The sequence below is a fragment of the Pseudonocardia sp. OZ21 genome, assembly GCF_059359135.1.
Window position 1 is genome coordinate 1 of sequence record NZ_JCADBN010000016.1, and the last position, 15,697, is coordinate 15,697.

Consider the following 15,697-nt stretch of genomic DNA (forward strand, 5'->3'; position numbering starts at 1 on the left):
TGAGAACACCCGCTACGGCGTCTACGTCGACGGCGACGGCACCTTCGACCTCACCGGCAACACCATCTTCGGCAACCGCACGGGCGTCATGCTGAAGGGCACGCCCAGCGTGGTGGCCCCCGCCGACAACCAGCTCTTCGACAACGTCAAGGGCGACATCGCGAAGGGCTGAGCCCTGGCGACCCGTGGTGCCGGTGCGGCTCAGGCGCGGGGGAACGTGAAGAGCACCTTTCCGCGGCGGTCCGGCGAGGCGTTGCGGGCGAACGCCTCCTCGAACCGGTCGAGCGGGTAGGTGGAGTCGACGGGCACGGCGAGCACGCCGCGGGCAACGAGGTCGACGAGGTCGACGAGGTCGACGAGGTCGAACGATGCTGAGCGTCCTGAGGCAGGAGGGCGGGACAGGTGCGGCTGCGTCAGATCACCGGCGACCCGGTGGCCGGGCGGATCACCCGGGACGCCGCGGTGGTCGCCGCGGGCGGCTGGTCGCGCCTGAAGCTCTGCGCCAACGACGAGTGCCGCGCGGTGTTCTACGACACCACCCGCAGCCGCACCCGGCGCTGGCACTCCTACGAGTACTGCGGCAACCGCACCAACGTCGCTGCCTACCGGGCGCGTACAGCCGGCTGCGGAGGTGACTAGAGGTCGGGGGAACCGCGTTGTGACGGCGCCGAGACAACACTCCACTGCCGGCGGCGTCACGCCCCGGACCGTCACGCACGGGTGTTAGCGTCGAACCGTGAGTGGCTGCGACGGCCCCCGCCGGTTCTCGGCGCGAGCGCACGGTGACAGGAGCAATGGATGAGCGGCCCCAATATCGACCCTTCAGCGATTCCCGACAGGCAGATCGCCTCAGGCACTCCCGCAGGCCAGGCGCAGGAGCACCCGTCGATCTGGGATGCCCGCGGCAAGCGGTGGGACTACGTTCCCGAGCTCGGCGGATGGGTGTGTGAGCAGGACAAGGACACGCTGAGCCGCGACGTGGGTTCGATCCCGGCCGAGTTCCAGCCGACCTACGGCTACCCGCCCCCGCACCCGCCGATCCTGGACGTCTAGTGGCCGGTGGTCAGGATCGTCCGGGCAGGAGCGTGAGGCCCGGCAGCTGATCCAGCTGCAGGAGCCGCAGCACCCGGGTGAGGTGCGGAGTCGCACCGTAGAGCTCGACCTGCCCACCGGCGGCACGGAACGCTGCGGTCTCGAGGTGGAGCAGGCGGACCCCGCTGACCCCGAGGAACCTGAGACCGCCCAGCTCGATCCGGACCGTCCGGCCCGCGGTGCGGGTGAGGCTGCGCAGTGCCACAGCCAGGACGTCCAGGTTGGTGAGGTCGACTTCGCCGCTGAGATGCAGCGTGGCCTTGCCACGACGGACGTCGAGCTGTTGTTCGTGCAGACCGTCGGGGTGGCCCGTCACGGCCATGTCGAGGTGGTCCACTCCGGCTGCCCGGTCGTAGAGGCACAGCACCGATGCCTGGTGGTTGCGGCTGAGGTCCCCGAGCACCGCCTCGACGTCGGAGTACATCTCGTTCGAGGACGCGGCGACGACACCGTCGGCCCACATGACCACGCCCAGTCCCCGATAGCCCTCGTCCAGGGCGCGCAGCACCAGGCGCGCCGGCTCGGCGGCGGGGCGCAGGTCGGCGGGATCGAGGACGACCGGACCGGCGCCGGACCGGCGCACGTCGGTGGCGAAGCCGTCGGGCGCGGCGAGGGTGAGCACCTTCTCGCCACGGCTGTGGGCCGCGTGCAGCCACGTGTCGATCTCGGTGCGCCGGTGGCGGTCGGAGGCAGCGAGGAGTGCGTGGTGCCCGACCGTCGCCAGCGCGTCACGCCGGTCGCCGGACATGCCCGTCCTCCTCTGTCGCTCCTGACCTCATGACCAGCCGGATCGTGAAGCCGCGGTCCGTCGTACCCATCGTGACGTGGGTGCAGACCTGGTGGATCATCCACAGGCCGAGACCCGCCGACGTCGTCCCCGTCGTGGGCAGCAGTCCGGCGAACGGATCCATCGGCCCTGGGCCGGCGTCGCTGACCGAGGCCACGACGCGTTCCGGCGTCGACCAGAGGCGCACCCGGACGGGCGGGCGTCCGTGCGCCAGCGCGTTGGTGACCGCCTCGCTGACGGCGAGCACGGTGTCGTCGACCTCCGTCTCGTCGAGCACGGTCGCGTCACCGACCGCGCGGGTGGCGCCGCGGGCAGCCGCAGGTGCGGGATCGAGCAGATCGACCACCGGGGGTGTCGTCGCCTCCAACGGGTCGATGGCACCGGCCGGCAGCCGGGCGAGGAACTCCGCAGGCTCCTGGTAGCGCGGGTTGGGGACGTGCCGCCCGTCGACGGTCGCGAGGTGCGGGTGGGTGCGGACGACGTCGGCCGCCACGTCGTCGGAGATGAGGCGCGTGTCGTACGGGCACAGGCCCCACGCGGGGAAGGGGGCGAAGGCGTGGTTGATCGTGGCTTCGTAGCGGGCCCACCAGTCCCACGGCGCGCCCAGCCCGGGATGCGGGACCTCACCGAGCACGCGGACCTGCTGCGCGCCGTCCGTCAGGCGGTCGGCGAGGAACTGCCGGTTGGCCGCGATGATGTTCGCCGGCCGGGTGTGTCGACCCTCCCGCTCGTCGAGGAAGACGACTCCGGGAATGCCGGTGACCGCAGCGCGGAGCAACTCCGCCGTCGTGCCTCCCACACTGACCCCGGCCGGCTCTCCCGCTGCGACGCCCTGCTCGAGAAAGGGGATGACGATGGCCAGGAACTCCTCGTCGGTGTCGTAGAAGGCCGCCTCGTGGAAGTAGCCCTGGTGGCCGGCCGGTGCTCCCGTCCGCATGCCGGTACCTGCTTTCCGCTCGTCCGCGAGCCGCCGCTGTCCGTGCCGGGCCTCGCTGGGCCGGGCGCCTCCTCCGACATGCCGCGATCCTCCTGACTCGGTGGCAGCGGGTGACGTGATGCCGCGTCGATTGCGTTCGGATGTCCCCTCACGTACCCGCCATCGGAGTCGCCAACCACCCTGCTGGTCACGCTGCGATGTCGACGTGACCCCGCGGGCCGTGCCTCCCGGTGGCCGGTCTCCGGCCGATCTCGGGTGGCGGCAAACGGGGTTCGGGAGGGCATCGAACGGGCATTCGTCGCGGAACGCTCATCGTCGGCGTCGAGGAGCGAGGATGGACATCGGTGCTCCCGCACCCACCGCACCGCTCCTCGACGCGCTCGTCCGACTGCGCGAGGCGGCCGCCGCCACCCGCTTCGCGCTGGAGATCCCCGGTGCGGAGCAGGCGCGTGCCGTGCAGGCCGAGCTGGTCCACCAGCTCGACGACTACGTGCTGCCCCGGCTGCAGCGGCTGGACGCGCCCCTGCTCACGGTGGTGGGTGGCTCGACCGGTGCGGGCAAGTCGACGGTGGTCAACAGCCTGGTACGAGCACCCGTCACGCCCGCGGGGGTGCTGCGCCCGACCACGCGGTCCCCGGTGCTCGTGTGCCATCCCGAGGACATGCGCTGGTTCTCCGACACCCGCGTGCTGCCCGACCTCACGCGCACCACCGGTGCGGGTGCCGACCACGAGACGCTGCAGCTCGTCCCTTCACCGGCGCTCGACCAGGGACTGGCCTTCCTGGACGCACCGGACATCGACTCGGTCGTCACGGCCAACCGGCGGCTCGCCACGCAGCTCCTCGCCGCGGCCGACCTGTGGTTGTTCGTCACCACCGCCGCGCGGTACGCCGACGCCGTGCCCTGGGACGTGCTGCAGACCGCCGCGGCCCGGGGCACCGCGCTCGCTGTGCTGCTCGACCGGGTGCCGCCCGGAGCGCAGGACGAGATCGGGCCGCACCTGCGGGAGATGCTCGTCGAGCACGGTCTGGGGGACGCGCCGCTGTTCGTCGTGCCCGAGACGGTGCTCGACGCCGGGCTGCTGCCCGAACCGGTGCTGGCCCCCCTGCGTGCGTGGTTCCACGACCTCGCCCGCGACGCCGGGCAGCGTGCGCTGGTGGTGCGCCGCACCCTCGACGGAGCGCTCGACAGCCTTCGGCCCCGCACCGCGGCGCTGGCTGCGCAGGCCGGTGCCCAGGTGGATGCGGCCCGGCAGTTGCGTGCCGACGCCAGGGCCGCCTACGCCGCCGCGCTGGCCGAGGTGGACGCCGGGATCCGCGACGGCGCGTTGCTGCGCGGCGAGGTGCTGGCCCGCTGGCAGGAGTTCGTCGGCACCGGGGAACTGCTGCGCACGCTGCAGGCCAGGGTCGGCCGGTGGCGCGACCGGGTGGCGGCTGCCGTACGGGGCAGGCCGCGGCCCGGGGACGATCTCGCCGTCGCGCTGGAGTCGGGAGTCGCGCTCCTGGTGAGCAGCGCCGCCGAGCAGGCCGCCGAGCGCACCGCGACGACGTGGCGGTCCACCGCGGCGGGGGCCGTCCTGCTCCGCGACGCCGGACTGCGGCTGGACCGGGTGTCCCCGGAGTTCCGGGACGACGCGGAGCGCACGGTGCGCGACTGGCAGGCCGCGGTGCTCGACCTCGTCCGCCGGGAGGGCGGGGACCGGCGGACGGTGGCCAGGGCGGCTGCGTACGGCGTGAACGCCACCGGCCTGCTGGTGATGATCGCCGTGTTCGCCACGACGTCGGTGATCGCGCCGCCGATCGAGATCGTGGTGGCGGGAGGCACCACGATGCTGTCGCAGAAGGTGCTGGAGGCGCTGTTCGGTGACCAGGCCGTCCGCGAGCTCGCCGACGACGCACGGGCCGACCTGCTCGGCCGGGTCGAAGCCCTGCTCGGCAGGGAGGAGCAGCGCTACGCCCGGCTGCTCGAGCAGCACGCGACCCTCCCGGAGGACGGCGTCGCGCTGGAGCGGGCGGCGGCAGCGGTGGAGCGAGCCCGGTGAAGGACGCCGGAGTGCGGGTCCCGAGCGGTCGCCGCGCCGAGCGTGAGCGGGCCACCGCGGAGGAACACGTCGCGGCGCGGCTGCGTGCACTGGACCGGGTGGTGCAGGTCGGGGCGGGCCGGCTCGACGAGGCGTTGCTCGTGCCGGCGCGGGCTCTCGCGCAGCGAGCCGGAGAGCGGCTACGGCTGTCCGGGGCGCACACGGTGGTGGCACTCGCCGGTGCGACGGGCAGTGGCAAGTCGTCGTTGTTCAACGCGCTGAGCGGCGCCGACCTGTCGGCGGTGGGGGTGCGCAGGCCCACCACCGGCGTCGCACACGCGGCCGTGTGGGGCGCCGAGGGAGCGGGTCCGCTGCTGGACTGGCTGGAGATCCCGCGGCGGCACCACGTCCGGACCCCGCAGGGGGACGTGGCGGACAACCTCCGCGGTCTCGTGCTGCTCGATCTGCCCGACCACGACTCCACGGAGATGGCACACCGGCTCGAGGTGGACAGGCTGGTTGCGCTGGTCGACGTGCTGGTGTGGGTGCTCGATCCGCAGAAGTACGCCGACGCCGCGGTCCACGACCGGTACCTGCGCCCGCTCGCGCGGCACGGCGAGGTGATGGTGGTGGTCCTCAACCAGGTCGACCGCCTCCCGGTCGGCAGTGCCGATGCCGCTGTGGCCGACGTGCGACGGCTGCTCGCGGACGACGGGCTCACCGACGTCCCGGTGCTGGCCACATCTGCCGTCGCACAGGGAGGCCAGGACGAGCTGCGGTCGGTGCTGGTCGGTGCCGTCGCCGCGCACCGGGCCGCGCTGCGCCGGGTGTCCGCCGACCTGGACGACGTGGCCGCCGCCCTCGACGGCGTCGTCGCCGGGCCCGCCCGCCACGACCTCGACCCGGCGACCTCGCGCGCGCTGACCGCCGCGCTGAGCGCCGCGGCGGGGGTGTCCGCCGTCGGCGTGGCCGTCCAGCAGGCAGCGGTGCACCGGGCGGTGGCGGCCACCGGGTCGCCGTTCACGCGCTGGTTGCGACGGCTGCGCCCGGACCCGCTGCGGCGACTGCACCTCGACCGGGCACTGGCTCGGACGGGTGGCGGGGACGGCGGGGGAGAAGGGCAGGGTGCGGGTCCGTCGCCGGTCGCCCGGACCTCGCTGCCCGCGAGCGGTGCCGTCGAGCGCTCCCGGGTGGATGTCGCGCTGCGGGTGCTGGCCGACTCCGCGGCCGAGGATCTGCCGGCTCCGTGGCCGGACGCCGTGCGGACCGCTGCCCGGGCCCGGTTCGAGGACCTGCCGGACGCGCTCGACCGCGCGGTGGCCACCACGGACCTCGGGCTGACGCGCACCCCGACGTGGTGGCGTGCCGTCGGCCTGCTGCAGGTACTGCTCGCCACACTCGCCATCGCCGGGGGCCTGTGGCTCGCCGCCCTGTACGTGCTGACCGTGCTCCGGCTTCCCGAGCCCGGCACCCCCATGTTCCGGGAGGTGCCGGCGCCGACCGCGTTGTTGCTCGGGGGGTTGCTGGCCGGGCTGCTCCTCGCGCTGCTGGCGCGGTTGCTGGCGGTCGTCGGTGCGCGCCGGCGGCGGGCGAAGGCCGAGATGCGGCTGCGTGAGGCGGTCGCGGGCGTGGCCGACGCGCTCGTGCTCTCGCCGGTCCGGGCGGAGCTGACGGCCTACGGCCACCTGCGGGACGCTGTGGCGCAGCTCCACCGCAGCTGAGCGCCGGTCATCGCGTAGTCCCGTCACGTCATCGGATAGCGTGCTACGTCGTGGAGGGCGGCACAGGTGACGCCGACGGTGGACAGCAGGGGGCATCTCCTCCTGGTGAGCTCGCACTCCCCGTTCCTCTCGATGCCCAGGGAGCTCGCGGCCCTCATCGGCACCATCGCCGGGACCACGGAGAGCCGTCCCTGACCCCTCGGCTCAGCTCGGGGTCGCCTTGTCACCGGTGGGGGTGACGGCGAACCAGGTGCCGTCCTCCCCGTGATGCCCGCTGTTCTGCAGGCCGCCCACGTCGTCGCGGTGGCGGTACAGGGGCCACCCGGCGAGGGTGAGCTGCGAGGTGCCCTCCGGGCGGACCATCCTGCCGACCGCTGCCTTGTCGACGCCCAGCAGTTCGGGCTCCTGGCCGGGCGCGATCAGCACGGGGAGCCAGGTCTGGGCGCAGGGGCCGGTGCACGTCGACGTGGACGGTGCGGCGCTGTCCTTGTCGGACCGGTACATGAGGTGCCCGCCACCGTCGGTGGCGACGACGCCGAGTGGGCCGCTCTGCACGGCGTACAGCGCCGGCACGGCAGAGGATGAGCCGTGGCCTTCGTGGCCGCCGTGGCCACCGTGCTGCTCCGGGGCGGCCGCGGTCGGGGCGGCTGCGGGCGGAGCGGCCGGAGCGGGGGGTGGCGCCGCGGAACAGCCGGCGACGGCGAAGCCGACGGCGAGGACGGAACCGATCATGGCGAGTGCGGAACGGGACACGGTCCCCGATCCTCCCCGCACCGCCCCCGGGCGTCGACGCCGCCCCACGGCAAGCGTCACTTCTCCGGGACCTCGCGCCGGATCTCCTCCAACCAGATCCGGGCCGACATGTCCGACGGTGCCCGCCAGTCGCCGCGGGGCGAGAGCGAGCCACCTGCCGACACCTTCGGGCCGTTGGGCAGCGCGGACCGCTTGAACTGGCTGAAGCTGTAGAACCGCTGGGCGAAGACCTCGAGCCAGTGCCGGATCTCGGCGAGGGTGTAGCTGGGCCGCCTGTCGGAGGGGAAGCCCGGCGGCCAGTTCCCGGACTCCGGGTCCCGCCAGGCGTGCCAGGCCAGGAACGCGATCTTCGACGGGCGGAACCCGTAGCGCAGGACGTGGAAGAGCGAGAAGTCCTGCAGGGAGTAGGGCCCGACCTTCGCCTCGCTGCTCTGCACCTCCTCGTCCTCGCCGGTCGGCACCAGCTCCGGGGTGATCTCGGTGTCGAGTACGGACTCGAGCACCTTGCCGACCTCGGCCTCGAACTGCTTGGACGAGACGACCCACCGGATCAGGTGCTGGATCAAGGTCTTCGGCACGCCGCCGTTGACGTTGTAGTGCGACATCTGGTCGCCGACGCCGTAGGTCGACCAGCCCAGTGCCAGCTCGGACAGGTCGCCGGTGCCGAGCACGATGCCGCCGCGCTGGTTGGCGGCCCGGAACAGGTAGTCGGTACGCAGCCCGGCCTGCACGTTCTCGAACGTGACGTCGTACTCCGGTTCGCCGCGCGCGAAGGGATGGCCGAGATTGGTCAGCATCAGGCGCGCCGTCTCGGTGATGTCGAGTTCCTCGAAGGTGATCCCGAGCGCGCGGGCCAGCCGGATCGCGTTGCCCTTCGTGCGCTCTCCCGTGGCGAAGCCAGGGAGCGTGAACCCGAGGATGTCACTGCGGGGACGGCCCAGACGGTCCATGGCCCTCGCCGCGACGATCAGCGCGTGGGTGGAGTCCAGTCCGCCGGAGACGCCGATGACGACCTTGGGCTGCCCGATGGCGCGCAGCCGCTGTTCGAGGCCGGACACCTGGATGTTGTAGGCCTCGTAGCAGTCCTGTTCGAGGCGCGACTCGTCCGCCGGGACGAAGGGGAACCGCTCGAGCTCGCGGCGCAGCCCGATGTCGCCGCCGGGCGGGTCGAGACGGAAGTCGATCCGACGGAACGAGTCGGCCCGGGCGCCGTGGTGCCTGCGGTTGTCGTCGAACGTGCCCATGCGCAGGCGTTCGGCGCGCAGCAGGTCGAGGTCCACGTCGGCGACCGAACGCCGTGGACCCTCGGGGAAGCGCTCCGACTCGGCCAGCAGCACCCCGTTCTCGTAGATCATGGTCTGGCCGTCCCAGGCGAGGTCGGTGGTCGACTCACCCTCGCCCGCGGCGGCGTAGACGTACGCGGCGAGGCAGCGCGACGAGGCGGACCGGCACATCAGGTGCCGGTCCTCGGCACGGCCCACCGTGATGGGGCTGCCGGACAGGTTCGTCAGCACCGTGGCACCGGCCAGTGCGGCCTCGGCGCTGGGCGGCACCGGCACCCACATGTCCTCGCAGATCTCGACGTGCAGGACGAAGCCCGGCACGTCCGTGGCGGCGAACAGCAGGTCGGGACCGAAGGGGACATCGACGCCGGCGTCCGGGCCCCCGATGCGGATCGTCGAGCTCACGTCGTCGCCAGGAGCGAGCTGACGGCGCTCGTAGAACTCCCGGTAGGTCGGCAGGTACGACTTCGGTGCCACCCCGAGCACACGTCCGCGGTGGATGATCACAGCGGTGTTGTAGACGCGGTGCCGGTAGCGCAGGGGTGCGCCGACGACGAGCACCGGCAGCAGGTCGGCGGACCCGGCGACGATGTCGAGCAGCGCCTGCTCGACCGCGTCGAGCAGCGAATCCTGCAGGAGGATGTCCTCGATCGAGTAGCCCGACAGCGTCAGCTCGGGAAAGACGGCCAACCCGACGCCGTCGTCGTGGCACTCGTGGGCGGTGTGCAGCACCGACTCGGCGTTGGCGGCCGGATCGGCGATCGTGGTCGTGAGCGTGCAGGCGGCGACGCGGAGAAAGCCGTGGCGGTACGCGGAGTGGAAGTCCATGCGGGTGGGGACGACCTTCCTCGTGAGGGGAACACCGGGGATCCTGGCTCCAGTCTGCCTGTACCGCCGGATCTGGGAGCCGTGCGTGCTGCGCGCGTGGGCTCCGTCCGGTTTGGAGCGGGGCGTTCGGCGGGTACCGAAGAGCACTTGACCTTGAAGGGCGGGGGGCAGCATGCGGATCGGTGGCGTGATCGTCGTCATCTGGCTGGTGATCGGTGTGATCGCGAGCTACCAACGCGGCTACTTCACGCAGTCGGAGGTGAACTGTGCCGCATTCGGAACCGTCCTGGTGACCATCGTCGTCGGGCCGCTCAACTACCTCGGGGTCAACCCGCGGATCGAGTGCGAGGTGCCGCAGCCGTCGCAGTGACGGAGGCGGCGACGCGGTGATGCCACACCCCGGGCCGGGATGTGGCACCACCGTTCGTCACGACGACCTGCGCCGCCGCCTGTGTCCGCGCGTGGGGTCGTAGGCCTCCGTACCCGTCCCGGGCCCCTTCTGCCGGGAACGACGACGGTGTCCGTCGACCTCGTCCACCAGGTGGGACCCCCCGGAACCGGGACGGCTGCGGGGCGTCGAGCACCAGTTGGCCGGCCGGGCGTCGTGCCGCTTGGCGTGCCGTCCGTGACGGGCCTGCCAGGCGGCCAGCCGAGCGGCCTCCCGCGCCTCGCGGGCGTTTCGCCGGGCCAGTTCGCGGATCTGCCGGCGCGTCGGCGGCACCGCCGGATCGCCGGCCTCGGGGATCTCGCGGGCCGGGTTGCCCTGCCAGCGGGTGTCCGCGCCGGGCTGCTCGCCCTTCATCAGGAAGGCGTCGGCCTCCACCACGACCCGCTCGCCCATGACCACGCCGTAGTGCACGTAGCTGTTGGCGCCGATCGTGCTGCCGCTGCCGATCACGACGTAGTCGGACTTGAAGCTGCCGTCCTCCAGCGAGTGGCACTGGATCGTGGACTGGGCCCCCAGGGTGCAGTAGTCCCCGATCGTGACCATCGTCTTCTCCGGCACGGCCACGCCGTCGTCGAAGAGCTTCTTCCCGACGCGCACGCCGAGCAGCCGCCACACGATCGACTTGAACGGTGTGCCGTTGTAGATCTGGAGGTAGCCGGTCCCGCTCAGCTTCCACAGGCGTTCGTGACGCCAGAAGTACGGCTCGTAGATGGAGCAGAACTGCGGCCGGAGCCTGCGGAACCCGAAGCTGATCCGCTCTTCCAGGATCGAGTACAGCGTGGTGAACAGGAGCGCGGCGATGATCCCCAGCGCGTATGAGCTGACTCCGATGTCGCTGTAGAAGTAGCTCGAGAGCAGCCCGATGACGACGACGCCGAACCACTGCAGCCACCGCATCAGCAGGAACAGCACGATCGTCACGGCGTTCGAGCGGTTCTTCCTGGCCAGCCGCGCCGGGAACTCCTCGTCCGTGCGGAACCGCTCGAGCTCGATGTCGCGCTGGACGGAGCGGGGGATCTCGAAGGAGGGCGACCCGAGGAGGCCCACCCCTTCCCGCACCGGCCCGTCCATCGGGATCATGGCCTTCGTGGCGAGCAGCACGTTGTCCCCGGTCCGGCCGCCGGCCGGGTAGGTCACTGCGTTGCCCACGAAGCTGTTGTCGCCCAGCGACACCCGCGAGACCTTGAACGACGAGCTGGAGTAGTCGGCGTTCGCCATCGACAGGCCGTCCGACACGAGCGTCCCGGTGCCCACGTGCGACAGGAACGGCGACTCGTGCTTCACCATCAGCCCGAAGTTCGACCCGGTCTGCTGCACGGTGGACAGGTCGTACCCGATCATCTGGAGGTAGCGGATGATGAACGAGCTGTCGCCGAGCAGGTTGGTGAAGAACCCGATGTTCGTCATGCGGCGCAGCGCCCGGTGGGCCGTGTAGCGCAGCCCGTAGAGCTTGAGGGTGGTGTCCGCCGGGACGAGCCGGTTCGCCAGGCGCGGCAGGGTGGTGGCCACCAGTAGCCCGAGGAGCATCACGCCGAACAGCAGTGCGCCCGACACGAGGAAGTAGTCGAGGTAGAACCGAGGCTCCACGAACACGCTGCGGTCGGTGCCGTCCACGATGCCCGGGATCGCCGACGCCGTGTTCACGGTGGGGAAGATGCTCGGCAGCGCGACCAACAGCACCCCGGTGGCGAGCGGGCCCCAGACCAGCAGCATCCCGAGCAGCTGGGACGCGCCGTAGGCGAACCGCCGGGCCCGGGTGCTACCCAGCGGCTCCACTCGCCGGTAGTCGGCGGTGGTCTCCTGTGCGGGGGACCCGTGGTAGCTCTTCCCGGCGGGCACGTGCTGACCCGTGTGCAGCGACGACGTGTGGCCGAGCTGCGCGCCCTCCCCGACGGAGGTGCCGATGTCGAGCACGGTGGCCTCGCCGATGAGGGCGCCCGCCCCGATGTCGACGCGGCCCGTCCGGATCCATCCGGACTCGGCGCGGTACCCGCTGAAGAACGAGTCCTTGCGGACGACGGCGCCTGCCCCGATGGAGATCAGGTCGGCACAGACCGGCAGAGAGGTGGAGAGGACGACCGCGCCCCTGCCGACCTTCGCCCCGAGCATCCTGAGGTAGACCAGGTACAGGGGAGAGCCGACGAACGCCAGCGCCGGGCTGACGCGCAGCAGCTGGCGCACCGTCCAGAACCGCAGGTAGGCGAAGCCCCAGATCGGGATCACGCGCGGCTTCCAGCGGCCGATCAACACCCACTTCGCCACGATCGGGAGCAGGCTGAGGACGAGGAAGGCGCCCCCGCCGACGGCCACCGAACGCAGGTAGACGTCGGCCAGGCCGTTCGCCTGGGACAGCCACTGGTATCCGATGACGCCGACGAGCGCGACGATGTAGGCGAAGCCCACGTAGATCGCGGCCTGCGCGAACCCGGTGAAGAGGTACTGCGCCGTGCTCGCCCGGCGGACGGTGCGCGGCTCCGCATCGATGCGGCGCGGAGCGCGGTCCTGCAGCGTCGCGGCGAGCTTCCGCACGGTGGGGTTCAGGTACATGTCCTTCATACCCACCGACGGCAGCTCCTCGTGCACCCTCAGCTTGGCGCTCAGCTGGGCGATGATCAGGGAGTTCATGCCGAGGTCGTCGAAGAAGTCGCTCTCGACGGACACGCGGTCGAGCGAGAGCATCCCGGCGACGGCAGCGGCCACGAGCTCCTCGACCTCGCCGTCGGCCTCGATCACCTCGCCCTGTGCCGCCTGGTAGCGGGGACCCTGCGGGGCGGGGAGGTTCTTGCGGTCGGCCTTGTCGCTCGGGAGCATCGGGATGCGCTCGAGCTGCTCGAAGTACGCAGGCACCATGTACTTGGGAAGCCGGCGGCGGAGCTCGTCGTGCACGAGGTCGATGTTCACGGGCGGCCCCTGGCGGCGCCGCGTGTAGTAGGCCACGAGCTCCACCACACCCGGGGCGGGCTCGTAGGTGTCCACCACGGCCTGGGCCACACCGGGCAGTTGCAGGAGCAGCGACTCGATCTCGGTCAGCTCGATGCGGTAGCCGCGGACCTTGACCTGCGTGTCGATGCGGCCGAGGGTCTCGACCATGCCGTCCTCGGTGATCCGGCCGAGGTCACCGCTGCGGTAGATGAGTCCTGAGGTGTTGTTGGGGATGCCCAGGACGTCGGGGATGAAGGCCTTCGCGGTGAGGTCGTCGCGGTTCACGTAGCCGGCCGAGAGGCCGATGCCGGCGATGCCGATCTCGCCGAGCGCACCGGGGAGCAGGGGGTGCTGGTCGTTCTCGTCGAGGATGACGATCGAGTACGTGGGGAGGGGAACGCCGATCGTCACCGGCTGGTCGGGGTCCAGCGTCGTCCAGGTGGCGGTGACAGTGGCCTCGGTGGGGCCGTACACGTTGAGGAACCGCCTGCCGTGGCGGTGCCAGCGGGCCACGAGGTCCTGGGGGCACGCCTCCCCGGAGACCAGCAGGAACCGCAGGTCGGGGAGGTCGTCGTCCATGGTCGCGAGCAGGGTGGGCACGCAGCACATGGCGGTGACGCCCTCCTCGCGGAGGAAGTCCGACAGGTCCTCACCCAGCAGGCTGCCGCCCCGCTTGGGCACGAGCGTCGCGCCCACGACGAGCGCGATCCAGATCTCCTCGACGGAGAAGTCGAACGCGATCGTCATGCCCTGGTACATGCGGTCCTCGGGGAGGACGCCATAAGTCTCGGACGCCACCCGCACGAAGTTGCAGATGCTCGCGTGCTCGATCGCGACGCCCTTGGGCCGGCCCGTCGTGCCCGAGGTGTAGATGATGTAGCAGAGGTCCTCCGCAGGCGTGCCCTGTTCCGCTGCGCTGAGCCGCGACCCGTCCTGGGCGTCGACCTCGTCCTGCACCTCGTCCACGCACACCACGGCGGCCACCGCCTCCCCCACCTGCGCGCGCAGGTGGGAGAGGGTCAGCACGACGCTGACACGGGCGTCGCCCACGATGTAGGCGATGCGGTCCGGCGGGAACGCCGCGTCGAGCGGGACGTACGCGGCGTTGATCTTGAGTACCGCGAGCATGGCCACGTAGGACTGCAGTGGCTCGTCGAAGACGAGCCCCACCCGTGCGCCTGGCCCGACCCCCCGGCCGAGCAGGAACCGGGCCATCCGGTTGGCACGTGCGTCCAGCTCGGCGTAGGTGACCTCGAGGTCCCGTCTGTCCACGGCGAGATGCCCGGGGTCCCCATCCGCCAGTAGCTGGTCGCACCGCTCCTCGAACAGCTGGTGCAGTCGCTCACCGGGCTTCCACCGCACCGACTGGTCGGTGTCGTCGCTGCTGAGTACCAGGTCCGCGAGCCGGCCGAACGCCCCAGTCGGCCGGATCCCCTGGTCGAATCCGGTGCTCATACCGCGATGGCGTGGAGACCTGATGCGGCCGACTCCTCGAGGATGTCGAGGCCGCGGTTCAGGAGCTGCTCGGACGTGGTGAGCGGGGCCAGGATCTTGATGACCTCGTCGCGGGGCCCGGCGGACTCCACGATCAGGCCCTGGCGGGCGCTCTGCCGGCAGATCTCCGCGGCGACGTCACCGTCGCGGACGTCGACGCCCTGCATCATCCCGCGGCCCTTGACCCGGGCGCCCGGGACGAGCTTCGCGATCCGCTCCAGCCGCTGTCCGACCAGAGCGCTGCTGCGCTCGATGTCCTCCTGGAAGCTCCGGTCGGCCCAGAACTTCTCCAGGGCCACCTTCGCGGTGACGAACGCGTGCGCGTTGCCGCGGAAGGTCCCGTTGTGCTCGCCGGGCTTCCAGATGTCCCACTCCGGTTTGATCAGGAGCAGCGACATCGGCAGGCCGAAGCCGGAGATGGACTTGGACAGCGTCACGAGGTCCGGGGTCACGCCCGTGCCCTCGAAGCTGAAGAACGAGCCGGTCCGCCCGACACCCGCCTGGATGTCGTCGACGATCAGCAGCGCGCCGTGTGCCTGTGCGGTGGCGGCGATGCGGCGCAGCCACGGCCGGGACGCCACGTTGAGGCCGCCCTCGCCCTGAACGGTCTCGAGCAGGATCGCCGCGGGGGCGTCGACGCCGCTGGACGGGTCGGACAGCATCCGGTCGAGCATCTCGGCGGTGTCGATCGAGGCGCCGTGGTAGCCGTCGTAGGGCACGCGGGTGACGTCGGGCAGGGAGAGCGTGGTCCCCATGCGGTTGTCGCTGTTCCCGGTCGCGGCGAGGGCGCCCTGGCTGACGCCGTGGAAGCCGTTGGTGAACGCGATGACGTTGCGGCGGCCGGTGACCTTCCTGGCCAGCTTCAGCGCGGCTTCCACCGCGTTGGTCCCGGTCGGGCCGGTGAAGTGGATCCGGTAGTCCATGCCGCGGGGCTCCAGGACCAGGCCTTCGAAGGCCTCCAGGAACTCCATCTTCGGCCGGGTGAAGAGGTCCAGCCCCTGCGCGATGCCCCCGCCCCGGATGTGGGCGATGAGGGCCTCGGCCATGTCGGGGTCGTTGTGGCCGTAGTTCAGCGAGCCGGCACCGGCGAGGAAGTCCAGGTACTCCCGACCTTCGGCGTCCCAGACGAGGGTGCCGCGGGCCCCCTCGAACACGATCTCGTACTTGCGGCTGTAGCTCCGGACACGCGACTCCCGCCGCGCGAAAACGTCCATGCCGGTCGAGTTCCGGCGTTCAGTCATCATGTCTGGGCCTACGCGGTAGGCCTCCGGTTTGTTCGAGCTTCAAGCAGTGACCGTACTCACCGCCTTCCCGCAAGGGTTTGATCCACATTTCTGTAACGCTCGAGTAAACCCTTGAATGCAGATGAAACCAGCGTGAAGGGTATTAACCGGACACGTTCGGGAGGTCTG

At 71.4% G+C, this 15,697-nt stretch carries 12 protein-coding genes; 5 read left to right on the forward strand and 7 right to left on the reverse strand.

Translation table 11 applies throughout. The features are described 5' to 3' along the window. Positions 1-201: 201 nt before the first annotated feature. Positions 202-417, reverse strand: coding sequence for a zinc-binding dehydrogenase (locus AC5L35_RS29215; RefSeq protein ID WP_495063111.1), 216 nt, complete (start codon positions 415-417; stop codon positions 202-204). On the opposite strand from AC5L35_RS29215, the gene AC5L35_RS29220 reads away from it, so the two are divergent. Together AC5L35_RS29220 and AC5L35_RS29225 are read left to right on the forward strand one after the other, a co-directional pair. After that, positions 403-639 carry a CGNR zinc finger domain-containing protein gene (locus tag AC5L35_RS29220; RefSeq protein ID WP_495062938.1) on the forward strand — a complete coding sequence of 79 codons (237 nt, stop codon included), beginning with the start codon at positions 403-405 and terminating at the stop codon, positions 637-639. The two genes, AC5L35_RS29215 and AC5L35_RS29220, sit on opposite strands and share 15 nt — an antisense overlap. Positions 640-798: 159 nt before the next feature. After that, positions 799-1,053, forward strand: coding sequence for a hypothetical protein (locus AC5L35_RS29225; protein ID WP_495062939.1), 255 nt, complete (start codon positions 799-801; stop codon positions 1,051-1,053). Positions 1,054-1,063: 10 nt separating this feature from the next. Here AC5L35_RS29225 and AC5L35_RS29230 read toward each other — a convergent pair whose 3' ends face one another. Together AC5L35_RS29230 and AC5L35_RS29235 are read right to left on the reverse strand one after the other, a co-directional pair. Continuing rightward, positions 1,064-1,840: an STAS domain-containing protein gene (locus AC5L35_RS29230; protein ID WP_495062940.1), complete on the reverse strand. Its 777-nt coding sequence runs from the start codon at positions 1,838-1,840 to the stop codon at positions 1,064-1,066. Further along, the gene (locus tag AC5L35_RS29235) at positions 1,821-2,816 is read right to left on the reverse strand and encodes an anti-sigma factor RsbA family regulatory protein (protein WP_495062941.1); all 996 of its coding nucleotides are present in this window, start codon (positions 2,814-2,816) and stop codon (positions 1,821-1,823) included. The genes AC5L35_RS29230 and AC5L35_RS29235 overlap by 20 nt, the downstream gene beginning before the upstream one ends. A gap of 334 nt (positions 2,817-3,150) precedes the next feature. Between AC5L35_RS29235 and AC5L35_RS29240 the strand changes: the two genes are divergently transcribed. Continuing rightward, the gene (locus AC5L35_RS29240) at positions 3,151-4,857 is read left to right on the forward strand and encodes a hypothetical protein (protein ID WP_495062942.1); all 1,707 of its coding nucleotides are present in this window, start codon (positions 3,151-3,153) and stop codon (positions 4,855-4,857) included. Next, on the forward strand, positions 4,854-6,557 hold the full coding sequence (locus tag AC5L35_RS29245) for a GTPase (protein ID WP_495062943.1): 1,704 nt from the start codon (positions 4,854-4,856) through the stop codon (positions 6,555-6,557). The genes AC5L35_RS29240 and AC5L35_RS29245 overlap by 4 nt, the downstream gene beginning before the upstream one ends. A gap of 204 nt (positions 6,558-6,761) precedes the next feature. Here AC5L35_RS29245 and AC5L35_RS29250 read toward each other — a convergent pair whose 3' ends face one another. Then, entirely contained in the window at positions 6,762-7,310 is a 549-nt protein-coding gene (locus AC5L35_RS29250) for a hypothetical protein (protein WP_495062944.1), read from the reverse strand. A gap of 56 nt (positions 7,311-7,366) precedes the next feature. Next, positions 7,367-9,421, reverse strand: coding sequence for an NAD(+) synthase (locus AC5L35_RS29255; protein WP_495062945.1), 2,055 nt, complete (start codon positions 9,419-9,421; stop codon positions 7,367-7,369). A gap of 172 nt (positions 9,422-9,593) precedes the next feature. Here AC5L35_RS29255 and AC5L35_RS29260 point away from each other — a divergent pair, with 172 nt between their 5' ends. Beyond that, the gene (locus AC5L35_RS29260; protein WP_169394598.1) at positions 9,594-9,791 is read left to right on the forward strand and encodes a hypothetical protein; all 198 of its coding nucleotides are present in this window, start codon (positions 9,594-9,596) and stop codon (positions 9,789-9,791) included. A gap of 57 nt (positions 9,792-9,848) precedes the next feature. Here AC5L35_RS29260 and AC5L35_RS29265 read toward each other — a convergent pair whose 3' ends face one another. Continuing rightward, the gene (locus tag AC5L35_RS29265; RefSeq protein ID WP_495062946.1) at positions 9,849-14,246 is read right to left on the reverse strand and encodes a Pls/PosA family non-ribosomal peptide synthetase; all 4,398 of its coding nucleotides are present in this window, start codon (positions 14,244-14,246) and stop codon (positions 9,849-9,851) included. Continuing rightward, positions 14,243-15,499: a diaminobutyrate--2-oxoglutarate transaminase gene (gene ectB / locus AC5L35_RS29270; protein WP_495062947.1), complete on the reverse strand. Its 1,257-nt coding sequence runs from the start codon at positions 15,497-15,499 to the stop codon at positions 14,243-14,245. Before ectB ends, AC5L35_RS29265 begins: the two co-directional genes overlap by 4 nt. Between the last annotated feature and the right edge of the window lie 198 nt (positions 15,500-15,697).